The sequence below is a fragment of the Deltaproteobacteria bacterium IMCC39524 genome, assembly GCA_029667085.1.
Taxonomy (GTDB): Bacteria; Desulfobacterota; Desulfuromonadia; order Desulfuromonadales; family BM103; genus M0040.
In genome coordinates this window covers 276,177-292,236 of record JARUHJ010000003.1, presented here as the reverse complement: position 1 = coordinate 292,236, position 16,060 = coordinate 276,177, and the positions used below count along the sequence as shown (strand labels likewise).

10 protein-coding genes and 1 tRNA gene are annotated in these 16,060 nt (G+C 54.5%); 3 read left to right on the top strand and 8 right to left on the bottom strand.

All coding sequences use genetic code 11. From position 1 onward, the window contains the following. The first annotated feature begins 12 nt into the window (after positions 1-12). On the top strand, positions 13-3,273 hold the full coding sequence (locus P9J64_09475) for an AsmA-like C-terminal domain-containing protein (GenBank protein ID MDG5468545.1): 3,261 nt from the start codon (positions 13-15) through the stop codon (positions 3,271-3,273). Between the two features lie 87 nt (positions 3,274-3,360). Here P9J64_09475 and P9J64_09470 read toward each other — a convergent pair whose 3' ends face one another. Next, positions 3,361-4,977 (bottom strand): FAD-dependent oxidoreductase, encoded by a 1,617-nt coding sequence (locus tag P9J64_09470; GenBank protein MDG5468544.1) that lies wholly within the window; start codon positions 4,975-4,977, stop codon positions 3,361-3,363. A 17-nt stretch (positions 4,978-4,994) separates the two neighbouring features. Next, complete coding sequence (locus P9J64_09465; protein ID MDG5468543.1) at positions 4,995-5,789, bottom strand: DeoR family transcriptional regulator; 795 nt, start codon at positions 5,787-5,789, stop codon at positions 4,995-4,997. Between the two features lie 197 nt (positions 5,790-5,986). Between P9J64_09465 and glpK the strand changes: the two genes are divergently transcribed. Continuing rightward, entirely contained in the window at positions 5,987-7,474 is a 1,488-nt protein-coding gene (gene glpK / locus P9J64_09460; GenBank protein MDG5468542.1) for a glycerol kinase GlpK, read from the top strand. Between the two features lie 82 nt (positions 7,475-7,556). Here glpK and P9J64_09455 read toward each other — a convergent pair. From P9J64_09455 to P9J64_09430, 6 genes are all read right to left on the bottom strand, one after another. Next, positions 7,557-7,646 (bottom strand) — tRNA-Ser (locus tag P9J64_09455). A gap of 25 nt (positions 7,647-7,671) precedes the next feature. Beyond that, a complete protein-coding gene (gene tadA, locus P9J64_09450) occupies positions 7,672-8,160 on the bottom strand; it encodes a tRNA adenosine(34) deaminase TadA (GenBank protein MDG5468541.1) in 489 nt (162 codons plus the stop codon). Positions 8,161-8,339: 179 nt separating this feature from the next. Then, the gene (locus tag P9J64_09445; protein ID MDG5468540.1) at positions 8,340-11,465 is read right to left on the bottom strand and encodes an efflux RND transporter permease subunit; all 3,126 of its coding nucleotides are present in this window, start codon (positions 11,463-11,465) and stop codon (positions 8,340-8,342) included. A gap of 1 nt (position 11,466) precedes the next feature. Further along, a complete protein-coding gene (locus P9J64_09440) occupies positions 11,467-12,537 on the bottom strand; it encodes an efflux RND transporter periplasmic adaptor subunit (GenBank protein MDG5468539.1) in 1,071 nt (356 codons plus the stop codon). Next, on the bottom strand, positions 12,534-14,045 hold the full coding sequence (locus P9J64_09435) for a TolC family protein (protein MDG5468538.1): 1,512 nt from the start codon (positions 14,043-14,045) through the stop codon (positions 12,534-12,536). Before P9J64_09435 ends, P9J64_09440 begins: the two co-directional genes overlap by 4 nt. A gap of 8 nt (positions 14,046-14,053) precedes the next feature. After that, a complete protein-coding gene (locus P9J64_09430) occupies positions 14,054-14,737 on the bottom strand; it encodes a TetR/AcrR family transcriptional regulator (protein ID MDG5468537.1) in 684 nt (227 codons plus the stop codon). Positions 14,738-14,963: 226 nt separating this feature from the next. Here P9J64_09430 and P9J64_09425 point away from each other — a divergent pair, with 226 nt between their 5' ends. Continuing rightward, on the top strand, positions 14,964-16,040 hold the full coding sequence (locus P9J64_09425) for a BMP family ABC transporter substrate-binding protein (protein MDG5468536.1): 1,077 nt from the start codon (positions 14,964-14,966) through the stop codon (positions 16,038-16,040). Positions 16,041-16,060: the final 20 nt, after the last annotated feature.

The window sequence follows — 16,060 nt, the reverse complement described above, 5'->3', positions numbered from 1 at the left end:
TCAAGGGCCCTGATGCTTTCACGCAAACACATCGCATACTCTTTATTGACCGCAACAGTTGTCATTATAGCATTGCTTCTGGCTTTGCCATCTTTCCTCAATTCCGACTCACTGAAAGTCAAATTGAATGCAGCCATTCAACAAAAGACGGGTGGACAAGTTGATTACCAGCATGCGGAATTCTCTCTCCTGCCCCGCCTTTCAATCACCCTGAACCAGGTCACAGTTGATTTTTCTGGCCAAGTGCAAGGAAGTGTCGACTCCGTTCAGATCGGTCCAGAGTTCTGGTCCTTACTGAAGGGGCAAGTGCGCCCTGGGCGAATCGTTCTGGACGCCCCGAATCTTACCCTGAGCCTGCCGGCTCCCGAGGCAAAGAATAAATCGCAAGCGTCGCCCATGTCTCTCAGAGAGCTGCAAAGTCATCTCAAGCAAGGTCTGGAGCCATTGGTCTCGGCCGCTCCGGAACTGACCCTGCTGATAAAAAATGGGTCCCTGGCCTTCAACAAAGGCATCAAACCGTTCAGTTCAGTCAAGGACCTGGCACTGAAGCTGAACCTGGACATAGCGAAGGCGGGCTCTGAACTAATCACCCTGGAAAGCTCCATCTCTGCCCTTACACTCAATCAAAACGGTCAGGAGATCAGTTTTGAAGGTTTAGTCCTGAATGGCAAAGGTCGCAGGGTTCAGGACAAACTCTCGTTCTCCCTGGACGAACTGACTCTGAGCAAACCGGCACTTCAAATCAATGGCGCACTGGTTGTCAGTTCGACATCTCCGGCATTTTCACTTGACCTGCAAGGGGCTGACATCGACGTTGATGCGACCCGTGAGGCCGCGCTGGCCCTGGCTGGCGAGACGACGCCCGTAAATGAGATCTTTGCTTACCTGCGCGGCGGCAAGGTTCCGCAAATCAGCTTTCACTCGCAGGGAGAGTCCGCCGCTGCATTGGGTGACCTGAAGAATATTGTTATAAAGGGCCAACTGCAGAAAGGAGCTGTCTCGATCCCGCAAATCAAACTGGACCTGACAGAAGTTAACGGCGATGTGGTGATCAGCGAGGGCGTGCTGGAAGGCAGCAAAATATCAACTCGCCTTGAAGGCTCCTCCGGACACGATGGGACTCTGAGAGTTGCCCTTGGTGAAGACAGCGACCTGTTTCAGCTGGAACTTATGCTCAGCGCAGACCTTCCCCAGGCGCAACACATACTCAAACGTATCATTGAAAAATCTGAATTTGCGCAGCTCGTGGACAAAGTGACCAACCTCAAAGGGTCCGCCATCGGGAAACTGATTCTCGGTGACAACTTGACTGATATCAAGGCCAGGGTTGATATGTCAGGTTTGAACCTGACGGCTGATTATCAAGGTCTGCCATTCCCGGTCGGCGTTAGCAGCGGCCAGCTCTCCTTCGCTGAGAAACATATCGAGCTCAAAGACTTAAGTGGCACATTCGGCCGCTCGGCTTTCTCAGATTTCGCATGCAACATTGACTGGACAGATGCTCTTCACATAGACCTCAGTTCCGGAAAATTTGCTCTTGTCCTTGATCAGCTCTATTTCTGGCTGGCTTCTTTCGAAACGACGAAAGAGGCGTTGAAAGATGTCAAACAGGTAACCGGTCGACTGGACCTGACGGCATTAACCCTCAAGGGAGCAGTCAATACGACCCAAAATTGGCAGATCGCTGGGGTCGGTGCAATCCATGAGATTGGCATCGAGACCTCTCGCTTCCCGGCAAAGATTGAGCTGCCTAAGGGCGACGTTACCCTTGATGCCGAGAAGTTGACCTTCCAGAGCCTCAAAATGCTCGGCCTGGATGCAGATCTTACCCTGAGCGGAGTGCTCAAGGGCCTCCCACAGGCCCTGGATCAGGTTGAGCTTTCTCTGGACGGCACGATGGGCAAGGATTCTGTTGCCTGGTTAAAAGATACCCTCGAGTTAGCAGACACAGCAGAAACACCTGTGACAGAAGTCCCAGCGAAGACAGGGGACTATGCTGTCCGCACACCACTAACCTTTTCCGGAGCAAGAATCCTCTGGCAGCCAGACTCGACAACTTCATTCAAAGGGGATGTCTCTATAGAGAAAGGTCCGAATCTGACAATTGATGTCGATTATCTCTCAAAACAGTTGCAGGTCAAGCAGCTGACAATCAAGGACCAGGACTCTGATGCCACAGTTGCTTTCGTTCACGATCAGGCCGAGTTCAAGCTGAACTTCACTGGCAGCCTCCACCACAAGACCTTGGAATCTTTGTTCATCGATCAGCAGTTTGGCAAAGGTCGGCTGAAGGGGGACTTTGACATCAAAGCCCCGCTTACAAAGCAAGCAGTGCCGGTGTTAAAGGGTCATCTGGAAGGGAATGAGTTGGTCATCCACCTGCCATCTGGCGGCAGGCTTGGAGTCGAAAAGATTGCCCTGGCTGCAGACGGTTCTCAGGTTAAAGCCGATGCGACAGCTCTCTCGTGGAACGACTTTGTCTGGGCTCCGGTCAAAGCCACAATCGGTTTCGACGATGGCAGGATTAATGTCAAGATCTCCGAAGCAGCACTCTGTGGCATTGACACCTCCGGCCTGTTGGTTATCGCCGGCGAAGATTTCTCTCTGGATTTTACCCTGGAGGGCAAAGCTCTGGATGTTGAAACCAGTTATTCCTGCCTCACCGAAGGACGCGTCAAAATGACGGGGACCTTGGACTTCTCCAGCAAGATCACATCTCAGGGGCAAGCGAAAGAGCTGCTTAACAACCTGCAAGGGCCCCTTGAGATGAAATTTACAAAAGGGTTGATCGAGCAGAGCAAGCTGATGGCACGAACCCTGGAAGTTCTCAATGTCACCGAGATTGTCAAAGGGAAACTGCCTACCCTGGATGTCGATGGCTTTGCTTACTCAGCTATCGACATCCAGGGCACTTTCCAGGGGGAAAAGCTGAATATCAACAAAATCCAGATGGATGGTGACGCACTGGATGTCATTGGCCAGGGCAGGCTTGATTTCAGAGAAGATACGGTCAGTGCTGAGTTGCTGGCCTCACCGTTCAAGACGGTTGATACCCTGGTGAGAAACATTCCCGGGATCAATTACCTGATGGGGGGGAGCCTGGTGGCGATCCCTGTCAGTGTCAAGGGCAAGCAGACCGACCCCAAGGTTCGAATTATGTCGGCGTCATCGGTTGGCTCAAGCCTTCTCTCCCTGGGTGAACGGCTCATAAAATCACCACTCAAGTTGATTGAAACAGTGACCCCTGATAAGAAGGGAGCAAAAGAAGAATAGTCTCTCCACCTTACAGCGTTCCCGGCTAACGACATCACCTTGTCGAACAACAAATGAAATGGCTCGCCTTGACTCGCGACTCCACAATTAAAGGGCCTCAGACAACCTCTTTTCAACCAATAAAACTTCATCATCACAGCGACGTTGATCCCAACCCAGTTCTTCTGCCATGATTTCCAGTACCCTCGGTGCCGCCTGGCTTGCTGCCTTGGTATCCAGCAAGGCCAATGGCGTTCGCCGAGCGAGAACATCGATAACCCGTTCAGCCAATTCATAGCGAGCAGCATAAACAACTTCCGCTTCCAGAATCGGGTGATTTTTGACAAGCCGTATCCCTTGTCTTGCTTCAGCTAATTCAGCAACCTGCTCCGCCTGATCACCGTAGGTTCGATTCAAGTAGGAAGCAACATCCGCGGCGAAACCATATTTTTTGCTCAGCTCAAGATCGCCCTTCTCATGATAGTTTGCGCTGCCGATAATCGGTAACTGCTCGGTCTGACATGTCGGTCTCGGTGCAGACAAGGTGAACCGGTTTAATGCATGATCTACGGTATCAAGAGCCATTTTTCGATACGTGGTCCACTTACCGCCGGCAATGGTCAGTAAGCCGCTGGCACTGTCCTCGATCACATGGTCGCGAGCCAATTTGGCTGTGCCGATGGCATTCGGGTCGGATACAAGTGGTCTCAATCCTGACCAGACTGCCTTGATGTCTGATTTTTTGACTTTGAGATTAAAATATTGGGCGACGTGACGCAGCAGGTAGTCAATCTCTGATTCAAGGGGCTGGGGGTGATCGGTAACTTCTGCAGGCTCATCAGTCGTGCCGACCAAGGCATGATCTTCCCAGGGCAGGACAAAGAGAACCCGGCCATCTTCGGTTTCTGGAATCATCAGGCCGGTGTCGGGTGGAGCGAAACGTTTATCCAGCACGAGGTGAATTCCCGTACTTGCAGAAAGGATTTTGGACGCTTCGGGGTTGTCCATCACCCTTATTTGATCGACAAAAGGACCGGTGGCATTGATCACGCCCTTGGCCTTCAACGGCCAGGACTCGCCGGTTAAAGAATCTGTCAATTCCGCCCCGACAATTTTCCCACCCTCTTTGCATAATCCGGAAACTGCAACATGGTTGGCAATCGTCGCGCCATGCTGTGCGGCCGTCAATGCCAGGGAGAGGGCCATACGGGAATCATGAAACTGACCATCGTAATAGAGGACTCCGGCTTTTAACCCTTCGGCTTTCAACATCGGGAAACGACGCAAGGCTTCCTTGCGGCTCAACAGACGACTGTGACCAATATTCTGTTTTCCGGAGAGGATGTCGTAGAGTTTGAGCCCAGCAAAAACATAAGGCACGTCAAGCCATTTGTAGAGCGGAGTGATCAGGGGCAGTCGGTTTGACAAGTGTCGTGCGTTTTTCAGCAAGAGGCCTCGTTCGCGGAGACCATCCTTGACCAGGTTATACTCCACCCGGTCCAGTTTTGTTACCGCCATCTCCAGGTAGCGAACACCGCCGTGAACCAACTTGGTGCTACGACTACTGGTGCCTTCGGAAAAGTCATTTTTTTCAACCAGCGCAACGTCCAGACCACGCGTTGCCGCGTCAAGGGCGACCCCGCAGCCTGTTGCTCCACCGCCAATGACAAGCAGGTCAAAAGTGCGACCATCTTTCAAATGCTGTAAATGCTGAGGTCTTGCCATAAAGACATTTCCCTTGTTCAGATTATCCCTGTCGGCCGTTTCGTCTTGCCCATGGCAGCATCAGAAGTATGTAGGACAACGTTAGCTTCGCTTAGCATCTCAAGGATCTGCGTTGGTGGCGGACGGTCGGTAAAGAAAGCGTCAACCTCTCTGATGTTGCCGATCCGGATCATTGCACTGCGCTCGAATTTGCTCTGGTCCGCAACCAGAAAGACCTGTCGGGCGTTTTCGATAATGGCCTGGGTTACCCGAACCTCATGATAGTCAAAGTCGAGCAGCGTTCCATCCGCGTCGATGCTGGAAATGCCGATGATGCCGAAATCAACCTTGAACTGGCGGATAAAATCGAGGGTTGCTTCGCCGGTAATGCCGCCATCACGAGGTCTGACAGCGCCACCTGGTATAATGATTTCAAAACTGGGATTGCTGCGCAGAATCACTGCAACCTTGAGGTTGTTGGTGATAATCCGCAAGCCGGTATGATTCTGTAAGGCCTTGGCAACTTCTTCGGTTGTGGTGCCGATGTTGATAAAGATCGATGCCCGATCGGGAATTTGCTTTGCGGTGAGCTCGGCGATACAACGCTTCTCATCCAGATTCATGACCTGGCGGGCAGAGTATTCAACATTTTCAACATTTGTGGAGAGCCCGGCCCCGCCATGGTAGCGGGTGAGCAGTTGCTGATCGCAGAGGGTATTGATATCGCGGCGGATCGTTTGCGGCGTAACTTGGAAATTCTGCGCCAGCGTTTCGATGGCAACGAAGGCCTGCTGTTGAACGAGAAGTAAAATTTCCTGTTGTCGCTGGTTCATATTGCATCCAGGCCAGTCAGAAGAGAATCACGTTCTGTCTCGAATTGGGTTTAAATCCTTATATCAACTTTTGTTCATCTGACAAGGAAAGGAAGGTCTTTTTGTTCGCTTATGAACAGGTCTGCCCTTGACAATTTTCGATATTGATTGATCATGAACGTGTCACAAACAAAATCAGGGGTTACAGGAGGCATCGTATGAAAGGACGTCACATCCTTGCGATCGACCAGGGGACAACCAGTTCCCGCGCGATGATCTTTGACGACAAAGGGCACTGTATCGCTCTTGCCCAGAAGGAATTCACCCAGATCTACCCTCAGGATGGCTGGGTCGAGCATGACCCGGAGGAGCTCTGGCAGTCGGTGCTCAATGTCTGTCGCCAGGCCATGCAGCAAGCCGGGGAAGAGGGGGTAGAGGTTGCGGGCATAGGCATCACCAACCAGCGCGAGACGACCCTGGTATGGGATCGCCAAACCGGCAAGCCCATCTACAACGCCATCGTCTGGCAGGATCGGCGCACCGCTGACAGTTGCACCGAGCTCAAAGCCACTGGCAAGGAGGAACATGTCGCCGCATGCACCGGTCTGCTGCTCGACCCTTACTTTTCGGCAACCAAACTAGCCTGGATTCTGGACCATGTCGTCGGGGCCAGGGCCAAAGCCGAAAGGGGTGAACTGGCCTTCGGCACTGTCGACAGTTTTCTGCTCTGGCGGCTGACCGGCGGCAAGGCACACGCCACTGACGCCACCAACGCGTCGCGGACCATGCTGTTCAATATCCATACGCAAGAATGGGACAGCTCTTTATTGGAGATGTTCAACATCCCAGAGGCCCTGTTGCCCGCAGTCAAAGATTGCATCGCCGACTTCGGCACGACCGACGCCAAGCTGTTCGGACGAACCATTCCTATCAGTGGCATAGCCGGGGATCAACAGGCGGCAGCCATCGGCCAAGCTTGCTTTGAACCGGGAATGATCAAAAGTACCTACGGCACCGGCTGTTTCGTGTTGATGAACACCGGTGAAAAGGCTCTACGTTCCCGGAATCGCCTGCTGACAACGGTCGCTTACCGCGTTGACGGACAGACCAGCTACGCCATCGAAGGCTCCATCTTTGCAGCCGGAGCGGCTGTCCAGTGGATTCGCGATGGGCTGAAATTGATCGACTCCGCCGGCGAGGTCGAAGGCTTGGCGCAAGGCCTCGCCTCCAATTTCGGCGTCTACCTGGTCCCGGCTTTTACGGGCCTGGGCGCTCCACATTGGGACCCTCAAGCACGCGGAGCCATCTTCGGGCTGACCCGCGACACCGGAATTGCTGAAATAGTCCGGGCAACCCTGGAATCGGTCGGCTACCAGACCTACGACCTCATGGAAGCGATGAAGCGCGACAGCAAAACCGGCTCGAAGGCGTTGCGGGTCGATGGCGGCATGGCCGCCAACAACTGGTTTCTGCAGTTTTTGGCGGACCTGCTCGACGTTCCGGTTGAGCGCCCCCAGGTCACGGAAACCACAGCCTTGGGGGCGGCTTCTTTGGCGGGCGTCCAGCTCGGTGTCTTTGATTCGCTGGCCAACATAGGCAGCCATTGGCAACGTGACGCATTATTTACCCCCAAACTGAGCGCTGCAAAACGACACGATTTGCTGAGCGGCTGGGAAAAAGCCGTCTCCAGGGTGCTAGTTGGGTAAAAACAAAGAGATAGGCCATAGGCCAAGGCAATAGGCTGAAATATTGAAGGCCCAACCAGGAATGGTTGGGCCTTTTCAAATATGGCGGAGGGGGTGGGATTTGAACCCACGGTACGCGTAAACGTACAACAGATTTCGAGTCTGTCACCTTCGGCCGCTCGGACACCCCTCCGTGGGTGTTCTGTTTGGGAGCACCTTTATAATGTCTTTTTCGTTTTTTTTCCAGCCCTTAATTCTTTAAAAAACCCGCTCAACATCTGGCTGCATTCTTCACCCAGCACACCTTCGGTGACTTCGACTTTGTGGTTGAAACGATCATCTTGCGCAAAATCATAGATGGAGCCAACCGCCCCGGCTCGCGGATCGCGGCAGGCGTAAACCAGCCGCGGGACGCGCGCGAGGATCATGGCGCCCATACACATCACGCAGGGCTCCAGGGTGACGTAGAGCGTGGTTTCAAGCAGACGCCAGTGGCCAATATGTTCTGCGGCCTGGCGGATCGCCACCATCTCGGCGTGGGTGGTCGGATCGTTGCTGGTTTCGCGCAGGTTGTGGCCACGACCGATGATCTCACCTTCGAAGACGATCACTGCACCGATCGGCACTTCGCCAAGAGAGAGGGCAATGTCGGCTTCGTCCACGGCGGCCTGCATAAAAAAGATGTCTTGTTCTGATGTTGTACCCAAAAGTTACCTCGGCGCGCTATTACCCTTTACTGGCGATAGGAAAAGATATAAAGCATTTCACCAAATAGACACTGAGGACACAGAGTAAATCAATAATTTAGTCTTCTCTGTGTTCTCTGTGACTCGAGTGAGAGAATCGAACGGGCGGTGAAAGCTGTTCTGTGCATCATAACAAACCATCACACCTGCGTCTCCACCTGAAAGCGCTTGGCCATAGACTCCTTGATACGGGCGAAGACCGCATAAAGAACCGGCACCACGATCAGGGTCAACAAGGTGGCGATCGCCAGGCCGAAGATGACCGCGACCGCCATCGGCCCCCACCACTGTGCCGACTCGCCACCAACGATCATTGAGAGGTTGCGGAAGTCAAAGCTGACACCGATAGCCATCGGTAGCAGACCGAGGATGGTGGTAATAGCAGTCAGCATAACCGGACGGAAACGGACCAGGCCGGCACGCAGCAGTGCTTCGTAAAGCTCCACCCCCTGCCGGCGTAGTTGATTGATGTAATCGATCAGGACAATGGCGTTGTTGACCACCACCCCGGCCAGCGAGATCACGCCGATGCCGGTCATAATGATACCGAAGTTGGTCATGGTCAGAATCAGGCCGAGGAAAACGCCTGACAGGGAGAGAACCACGCTGGTCATAACGATGAATGTCTGCGAGATCGAGTTGAACTGGGTAATCAGTACCAGCACGATCAGAAAGAGCGCGATCACGAAGGCCTTGGCGAGGAATGCTGAGGCTTTTTGCTGTTCCTCCTGTTCTCCGGAATAATCGATGCGGTAGCCACCAGGCAGATCGATGCCCGACAAAGCGTTTTGCACATCGACGAGCACATCATTGCTGTTACGCCCGGTGGTATTACCGGAGATAGTCACCACCCGTTTCTGGTCGATATGGCGGATCGAACCAAAGCCGGCTCCGATCTCCAGCTTGGCCACCGTTGTCAAGGGTACCGGTGAGCCGAGGTTGGTCGGCACCAGCAGACTCTCGATGTCAGCGATCGACTGACGACGCTCTTCCGGCAGACGCACGATGATATCGTACTCGTCCTTGCCCTGACGGTAGACCCCCATCTTGCTACCGCTGATCGCGGCCTTGACCAGCACCGAGATGTCAGCCGTGGAGAGTCCTAAAAGAGTCGCTTTTTCACGATCCACCAGCACACGGATCTCCGGCTTGGCCCGGGAGAAGTCATCTTTCAGGTCGACGAGCCCGGGGATACCCTTTATCTTTTCACGTGCCTGACTGACCAGGCTTTCCAGAAGCACGACATTTTCGCCACTGATTTCAATACTCACCGGCGCCCCTGTTGGTGGCCCTTCCTTTTCCTTTTCGACCTTGATCTCCGCACCGGTAAAGTTGGCAAGACTGTTGCGCACCCGATCAAGGATCAGGGAAGACGATTCGTGACGATCTTCGCTGTCGACAAACTCCAAAGAGACCTTGGCCATATGCGACTGACCACCGCTGCCGGAGCCGGCTTCACCACTCGGGGCCACGCCGACTTCGGCGATCGTGTACTTGATGTCCTGTTCAGGCGAAACTACCTTTTCAACGATGCGGGCATACTCGTCCGAAGTATCAAGACCGGTCCCCTCTGGTGACTTGATTTCAACGAAAGCCCGGTTTGGTTCGGTATCAGGAAAGAGTTCGACACCGAGGATCTTGGCGCTGACCATGCCACCAAAGATGCCGCAGATAACCAGCAACACTGCCACGGCAAGACCGACCGTCGCCCCCTGATGCTTGAGAGCCCATTGCAGGACCCTCTTGTAGAAACGCACGACAAGGGTCCGCTCCACATCCGGCTGCACTTCACCTTTTTTAACGCGCATGAAGGTGGCACACACCGTCGGGTTGATCACTAGCGCGACAAACAATGAAGAGGTGAGGGTAATGATCAGGGTAATGGGCAAGAATTTCATGAACTCGCCCATCAGCCCCGGCCAGAAGGTCATGGGGAAAAAGGCGCAGAGGGTGGTAATCGTCGAGCTGATCACCGGCCAACCGACTTCGCTGGCCGCGATCCGCGCTGCGTCAACCCGGTTCTTGCCCTCCTGCATGTGACGATAGATATTTTCGACGATAACGATGGCGTTATCGACCAGCATGCCGAGCGCCAGCATCAGGCTGAAGAGCACCACCATGTTAAGGGTCATGCCGAGAGCCTGGATAATCGCAAAGGACATGAGCATCGAAAAGGGGATCGCCAGGGCGACAAAGAAGGAGTTGCGCAGACCGAGGAAGAGGAAAAGTACCGAGATCACCAGGAGCAGACCGGTGAGGATGTTGTTCTCCAGCTCCGAGACCATGTTGCGGATATCTTTTGACTGGTTGAGCGTGACCGAGAGTTCGACCCCTTCCGGCATCAATGGCTTGGCATATTCGAGCAGGGCAAAGACCCGGTCGGTCAGCTCGATAATATTCTCGCCGGTGCGCTTTTTGACCGCCAGGCTCACGCTTGGCTTGCCGTTGAGACGCGCGTAGCTTTTGGCGTCTTCAAAAGTGAAATCGATGGTCGCCATATCCTTGTAGTAGATCGGCTTGCCGTCGCGCACCACCATCACCAGATTATCGATCTGCGCCGGGTCGGTAAATTCTCCGGGAATGCGCAGCAGGTACTTACCCTGACCGATATCGATGCTGCCGCCGGGGATATTGACGTTCTCGCGCGCAACCGCTGTCACGATTTCGTTGAACGAAACCCGGTAGGCAGCCATGCGATCGGGATCGATCTCTACGCGCACCTGGTTTTCACGACCACCGGTCAAGACCACATCGAGCACGCCGGGAATTTCCTCGATATGTTCCTCGAGCTCCTCGGCCACCCCTTTGAGGAGCGTTTCCGGCACTTCACCGGAGACCGCCACCATCAGCACCGGGAACTCGGCCAGATTGACTTCGAGAATCTGTGGATCATTTTCCAGGTCGACAGGCAGGTCACCCTTGGCCTGGTCAACCTTGTCGCGCACCCACTGTATGGCGTCGTCGATATCGACTTCTGGGATAAACTCGACGGTGATCATCGACGAACCTTCGGCGCTCACCGAACGGACCTCTTCGACGTTTTTCAGGCCACGCAGTTTGCGTTCAATCGGGTTGGTGATCAACGATTCGATATCACTGGACGACACCCCCTCGTAGGGAGTCACCACCAACACGTAGGGAATGGTGATATCGGGAGTCGACTCGCGCGGCAGGGTGGCATAGCTGTAGATACCGACCACGATGATGATCAGCATCAGGGCAAAGACCGTACTGCGCTGCTTGATTGCGGCATTGGAAATCAGCATATCAATCGGCCTCGACTTTGACTCTGGCACCATCAGCCAGTAACTGGTGGCCTTTGACTATCAATTTCTCATCAAGGCCCAAGCCCTCCAGAATGACGGCCTGACCACCGATCACTTTATCAATCTTCACCGGACGCAGCTTCGTCACACCCTCGACTTCAACGTAGACCACCTTGCGGCCATCGAGATCAACTACGGCATAGAGAGGGATCGCAATCACACCTTTGAGCTCTCGCCGCAAGGCATCAATGCGGACGATCATGCCGGGGCGCAGCTGTCGATCCTGATTGTCGACCTCGACCTTGCCCAGGTAGGTGCGGGTCAGTTCGTCCGCCTTGTACGCCAGATGGACAAGTTTGCCGCTGCGATGGATCTCTTCCCCGGTGTCGATCTGCGCTTGAACGACACTCACCTCTTCTCCGGGGTGGAAATAACGAACGTCTTTTTCCGGCACATTGATCAACACCTTGAGGCGATCCACCTGCACCACCAGCGCCACGGGATCACCGACTTTTACATATTCACCGCGTTCCACCATGCGATCATCGAGGACACCGGCGACCGGGGCATTAATGATGCTTTTCTGCAGAGCAATGCTGGCAAGCTTAAGATTCTGCCGGGCCGCCTCATAGGCGGTTACGCTATTATCGTACTCCTGCTGGCTGACCAGGTTTTCAGCAACCAACCGCTGCAGCCTCTGCATCGCCTTCTCCTTGATATCGGCATCAACCCGGTTGCGTTCCAGATTGGCCCTCTGGCTCACCGAATCAATCGTCATGATCTTTTGCCCGGCGGTCAGCATCTCACCCTCTTCGGGACCGACCCAGTCGACCGGCCCGGCAATCTCTGCCGCCAGGGTCAAATCCTCCCAGGCGTGCAGGGAACCCGGCAAGCTGAAGCGCTCTTCAAGATCTTGGGCCGTAACGATCTGCACCTTGACCGAGGTTGCCTTGTCATTGGCAGGCCCTTGCGTTGCCGGGCTTGCTTCACTTGCCGAATCAGCTCCGCAGCCCGCCAAGAGGGGCGCCAGACAGAGACTCAAGAAAACCAGATTGCGGATTGCGCTGCTCATGGTGTAACTCCTTCATGCGGCAAAGCCGCGACAATATTGTAGCGTTCGAGATTGGTGCCCATGGCCTCATACAGGCTGGTCTGGGCCCGGTAGTAATCAGTTTTCGCAGCCACCTCGCGGATCTTCGCATCCACCAGAGCATTTTGGAAGGTCAGGACCCGGAAGGTATTGGACAAACCCTCCTGCAAGCGACGGGTTTCCTGATCCAGGGTGGTCTGTGCCAGATCAGCATAGTGCTTTGCGACCTCCAGACGCTCTTCGCCAAGGTCGAGGACGGCATGCGCCGACCGAATCACAGTTTCGACAGATATTTCTGCACGTCGCAAGCGATAGATCGATTGTTTATCCTGTGCGGCTGCATCACGATATTGAGCTTTTGCCGTGCGATTCTGCAGGGGCACACTGAAACGCAACCCGGCATACCAGCTGGTGCCATCTTGCTCAAGGGCACGGCTTGCAGAGCGCTGCCAGTCACCGTCGTACTGGGTATTGTCGCCTTCGCCGGAAAGGCCATTGACACCGAGGCTGGCCTCAAGGTCGAGGCGTGGCAAGCGTTGGTTGTCGGCATAGACCAGCGCAATCTTACGAGACTCAATCTCCAGACGAGCCTGCTGGAGATCCGGCCTCTTCTTGAGCCCGGTTGCGAGCGCGTTCATCAGGTCAGGGCTTTTTTCATTTGTGACTTCGGGTAAATCAGCCTGCCAGATCTGCGGTAATTGTGCTTCCCCCTGCTCAATCAATTCAAGGAGTTGATTGCGCGCCAGGGTCACCTGTTGTTCAGTCAGAAGCATATTCTCCTCTCGACCTGCCTTTGCCGAGCGGGCTTCGTTGACTTCGGTAACGGGTATAAGGCCGGCATTAAATTTACGCTGGTTGCCATCGAGAAGTTCCTGTGCCAGGTCGCGGGCAAGGATTGCGTAGCGATACTCCTCATCAGCTTGCACCAGGTCCAGGTATGTCAGCTCGATTTCAGCTGCGAGTTGCTGGGCCCGACTCAAGTAACCGAGCGCCGCCTGCTGCTGTCGTGTTCTGGCAATCTGTAAACTTGTTGTATTGATATCGATGCCCATGTCCTTGAGCAAGGGCTGGGTAAAGTCAAGGACCAGGTAAGTCCGATAGGCGGGGTCAAGTCGATCGGCCAGAGCGTCGGTGTCATTACTCTCACCGATCAGGCTGAGGCGCGTCTGCAAACCTGTCGCAAAGGTTTTACTCAGCGCTGCCTCAGCGCTTGCCTTGTCAGTGGAAACAAGATCATCGGCAATAAGCGTTGAATCAACAGGGCGTTCATCTCGGCTGACCCCAAGCCCCAGCTCGGCCAGGACATCAAAACGACCTTCTTCACCCATGATGCCGGCATCTGCTCGCTCAACATCGAGGCGGGAGATCTGCAGATCAAAATTGTACTGAAGTCCCAAAGCCAGAGCCTGCTGCAGACTGAGGGTTTCAGTCTCGGCAAAACTCGTTGTTGAGAAGGCCAGAAGAATCAGGGCAATGACTATCTTTCGCATGATGTTCCTCACATTTCGAGCTTGCGCTGCTCTAAAAATTTCTGTCTCAACTCTTGCCAACCCTTTTGAACGTCCACCGGGGCCTGAGCTATCGCCGCTGGACCGTGCAGGGCCTGCAGGACCAGTGAGCGGCAGAATATTTTCGCATTTTCTAGGCTCGTCACATCGCCACTGTAAATGGACGACAGAACCAGAATGTAGAGTGCGTGCAGATGGGCGATCAGGAGCAGAAGTTCACTCTCCGCAGGCAACTCGCCGCGAAGCTGCGCCCGGCCCAGGACCTCTCCGAGCTTGTTCAGGTAGCGCATATCCAGGTCACGGCTCCTTAATCGGGTATTCTCGCCGGGGAAGGTCATCTCGCGGGCGAAGATGCGACCAAACTCTCGGTTCTCCGTGACAAAGGTAATCTGCCCCATCATGTAGGCGACCAACTGGTCAACCAGGGAGGCCTCTTCGTCGATCTTACGATCCAGCGCGGCGAAAGCAAATTCGAGCTCAGCCTCGCAATAAGACAGAAAAATCTCTTCCTTAGCCTTGAAATACCCGTAAATAGTACCCTTGCCAACACCGGCCGCGCGGGCCAGCTCATCCATACTGGTCTGTTCAAAACCCTTTACTGTGAAGAGTTTGACCGCCGCATCGATAATAGCCTTGCGCGTCTGCTGTTTTTTCTGTTCACGCACTCCAGACATAAAAACCTCCAGATAAAGTCGACTGCGGTCGAGATTTTACATCCCAAGAAGGATATGTCAAGACAAAAGTCGACCGCAGTCGGGTTTTGTCTGACAACCACTTCAGCAGGCGACAAAAAGACGAGCACTCCAGGCCTGTCGGGTTTTGGTTTGACATGGTTTCGGGGGTAGGGTAGAAGGGACCTTGGCCCAATCACCTTCCCCTGACTTTTGAAAGGACGTGACGATGAAAAGATTTGCTTTTTTGGCTCTTGCCATACTGCTGATCCTGCCCCAGTTGGCGACCACCGCCGAGGCAAGCGACAAGAAGATCAAAGCCGGCTTTATCTACGTCGGACCGGTCGGTGACGCCGGCTGGACCTATGCTCACGACGAGGGCCGTAAAGAGATGGAAGAGCTCTCGTTTGTCGAGCCGTCCACCTATATTGAATCCGTTCCTGAAGGTGCTGAATCTGCACGCGTTATCAACGGCCTGGTCCGCAAAGGCCACAACCTGGTCTTCACCACCAGCTTCGGCTACATGGACGCGACCCTGGACGTTGCCAAGCGCAACAAAGACGTCGTCTTCATGCACTGCTCAGGATTCAAGTCTGCCGAGAACGTTGGCAACTACTTCGGTCGCATGTATGAACCCCGCTACCTCTCCGGCATCGTTGCCGGCAAAATGACTAAAAAGAACGTCATCGGCTACGTTGCCGCCTTCCCGATTCCGGAAGTGATTCGCGGCATCAACGCCTTCACCCTCGGCGTACAGAGTGTTAACCCGGACGCACAGGTTCGCGTCGTCTGGACCCAGACCTGGTTCGACCCAGGTGTCGAGCGTGACGCAGCCGACAGTCTGCTTGATGTTGGTGCCGACGTGCTAACCATGCACCAGGACGCTCCGGCCACCCTGCAGGCGGCCGAAGCTCGCGGCGCTTACGTGATCGGCTACAACTCCGATATGCGAGAGTTCGCCCCCAACGCCTTCCTTACCGCGCCGATCTGGAACTGGGGCCCGCTCTACTCGAAAGTCGCCCAGGAAGTCAAAGACGGCACCTGGAAATCAGAGTCGATCTGGTGGGGCATGAAAGAGGAACTGGTGCAGCTGGCACCGCTTAACGATAAGATCCCTGCCGACGTCAAGGCACTGGTCGCAGAAAAAACGGCCGCGATCAAAGCGGGCACACTGCACCCCTTCGCCGGTCCGATCACGGATCAGGACGGCAAAATCCAGGTGGCCGCAGGCAGCACCCATGACGACGGTCAACTGCTCGGCATGAGCTACTTCGTCAAAGGTGTACAAGGCACCATCCCCAAGTAAGGATTCTTTCCTGAGACTTA

Coding starts and splice junctions, on each gene's coding strand:
- P9J64_09475 (MDG5468545.1), top strand. CDS start 13: ATGCTTTCACGCAAACACATCGCATACTCTTTATTGACCGCAACAGTT.
- P9J64_09470 (MDG5468544.1), bottom strand. CDS start 4,977: ATGGCAAGACCTCAGCATTTACAGCATTTGAAAGATGGTCGCACTTTT.
- P9J64_09465 (MDG5468543.1), bottom strand. CDS start 5,789: ATGAACCAGCGACAACAGGAAATTTTACTTCTCGTTCAACAGCAGGCC.
- glpK (MDG5468542.1), top strand. CDS start 5,987: ATGAAAGGACGTCACATCCTTGCGATCGACCAGGGGACAACCAGTTCC.
- P9J64_09445 (MDG5468540.1), bottom strand. CDS start 11,465: ATGCTGATTTCCAATGCCGCAATCAAGCAGCGCAGTACGGTCTTTGCC.
- P9J64_09440 (MDG5468539.1), bottom strand. CDS start 12,537: ATGAGCAGCGCAATCCGCAATCTGGTTTTCTTGAGTCTCTGTCTGGCG.
- P9J64_09435 (MDG5468538.1), bottom strand. CDS start 14,045: ATGCGAAAGATAGTCATTGCCCTGATTCTTCTGGCCTTCTCAACAACG.
- P9J64_09430 (MDG5468537.1), bottom strand. CDS start 14,737: ATGTCTGGAGTGCGTGAACAGAAAAAACAGCAGACGCGCAAGGCTATT.
- P9J64_09425 (MDG5468536.1), top strand. CDS start 14,964: ATGAAAAGATTTGCTTTTTTGGCTCTTGCCATACTGCTGATCCTGCCC.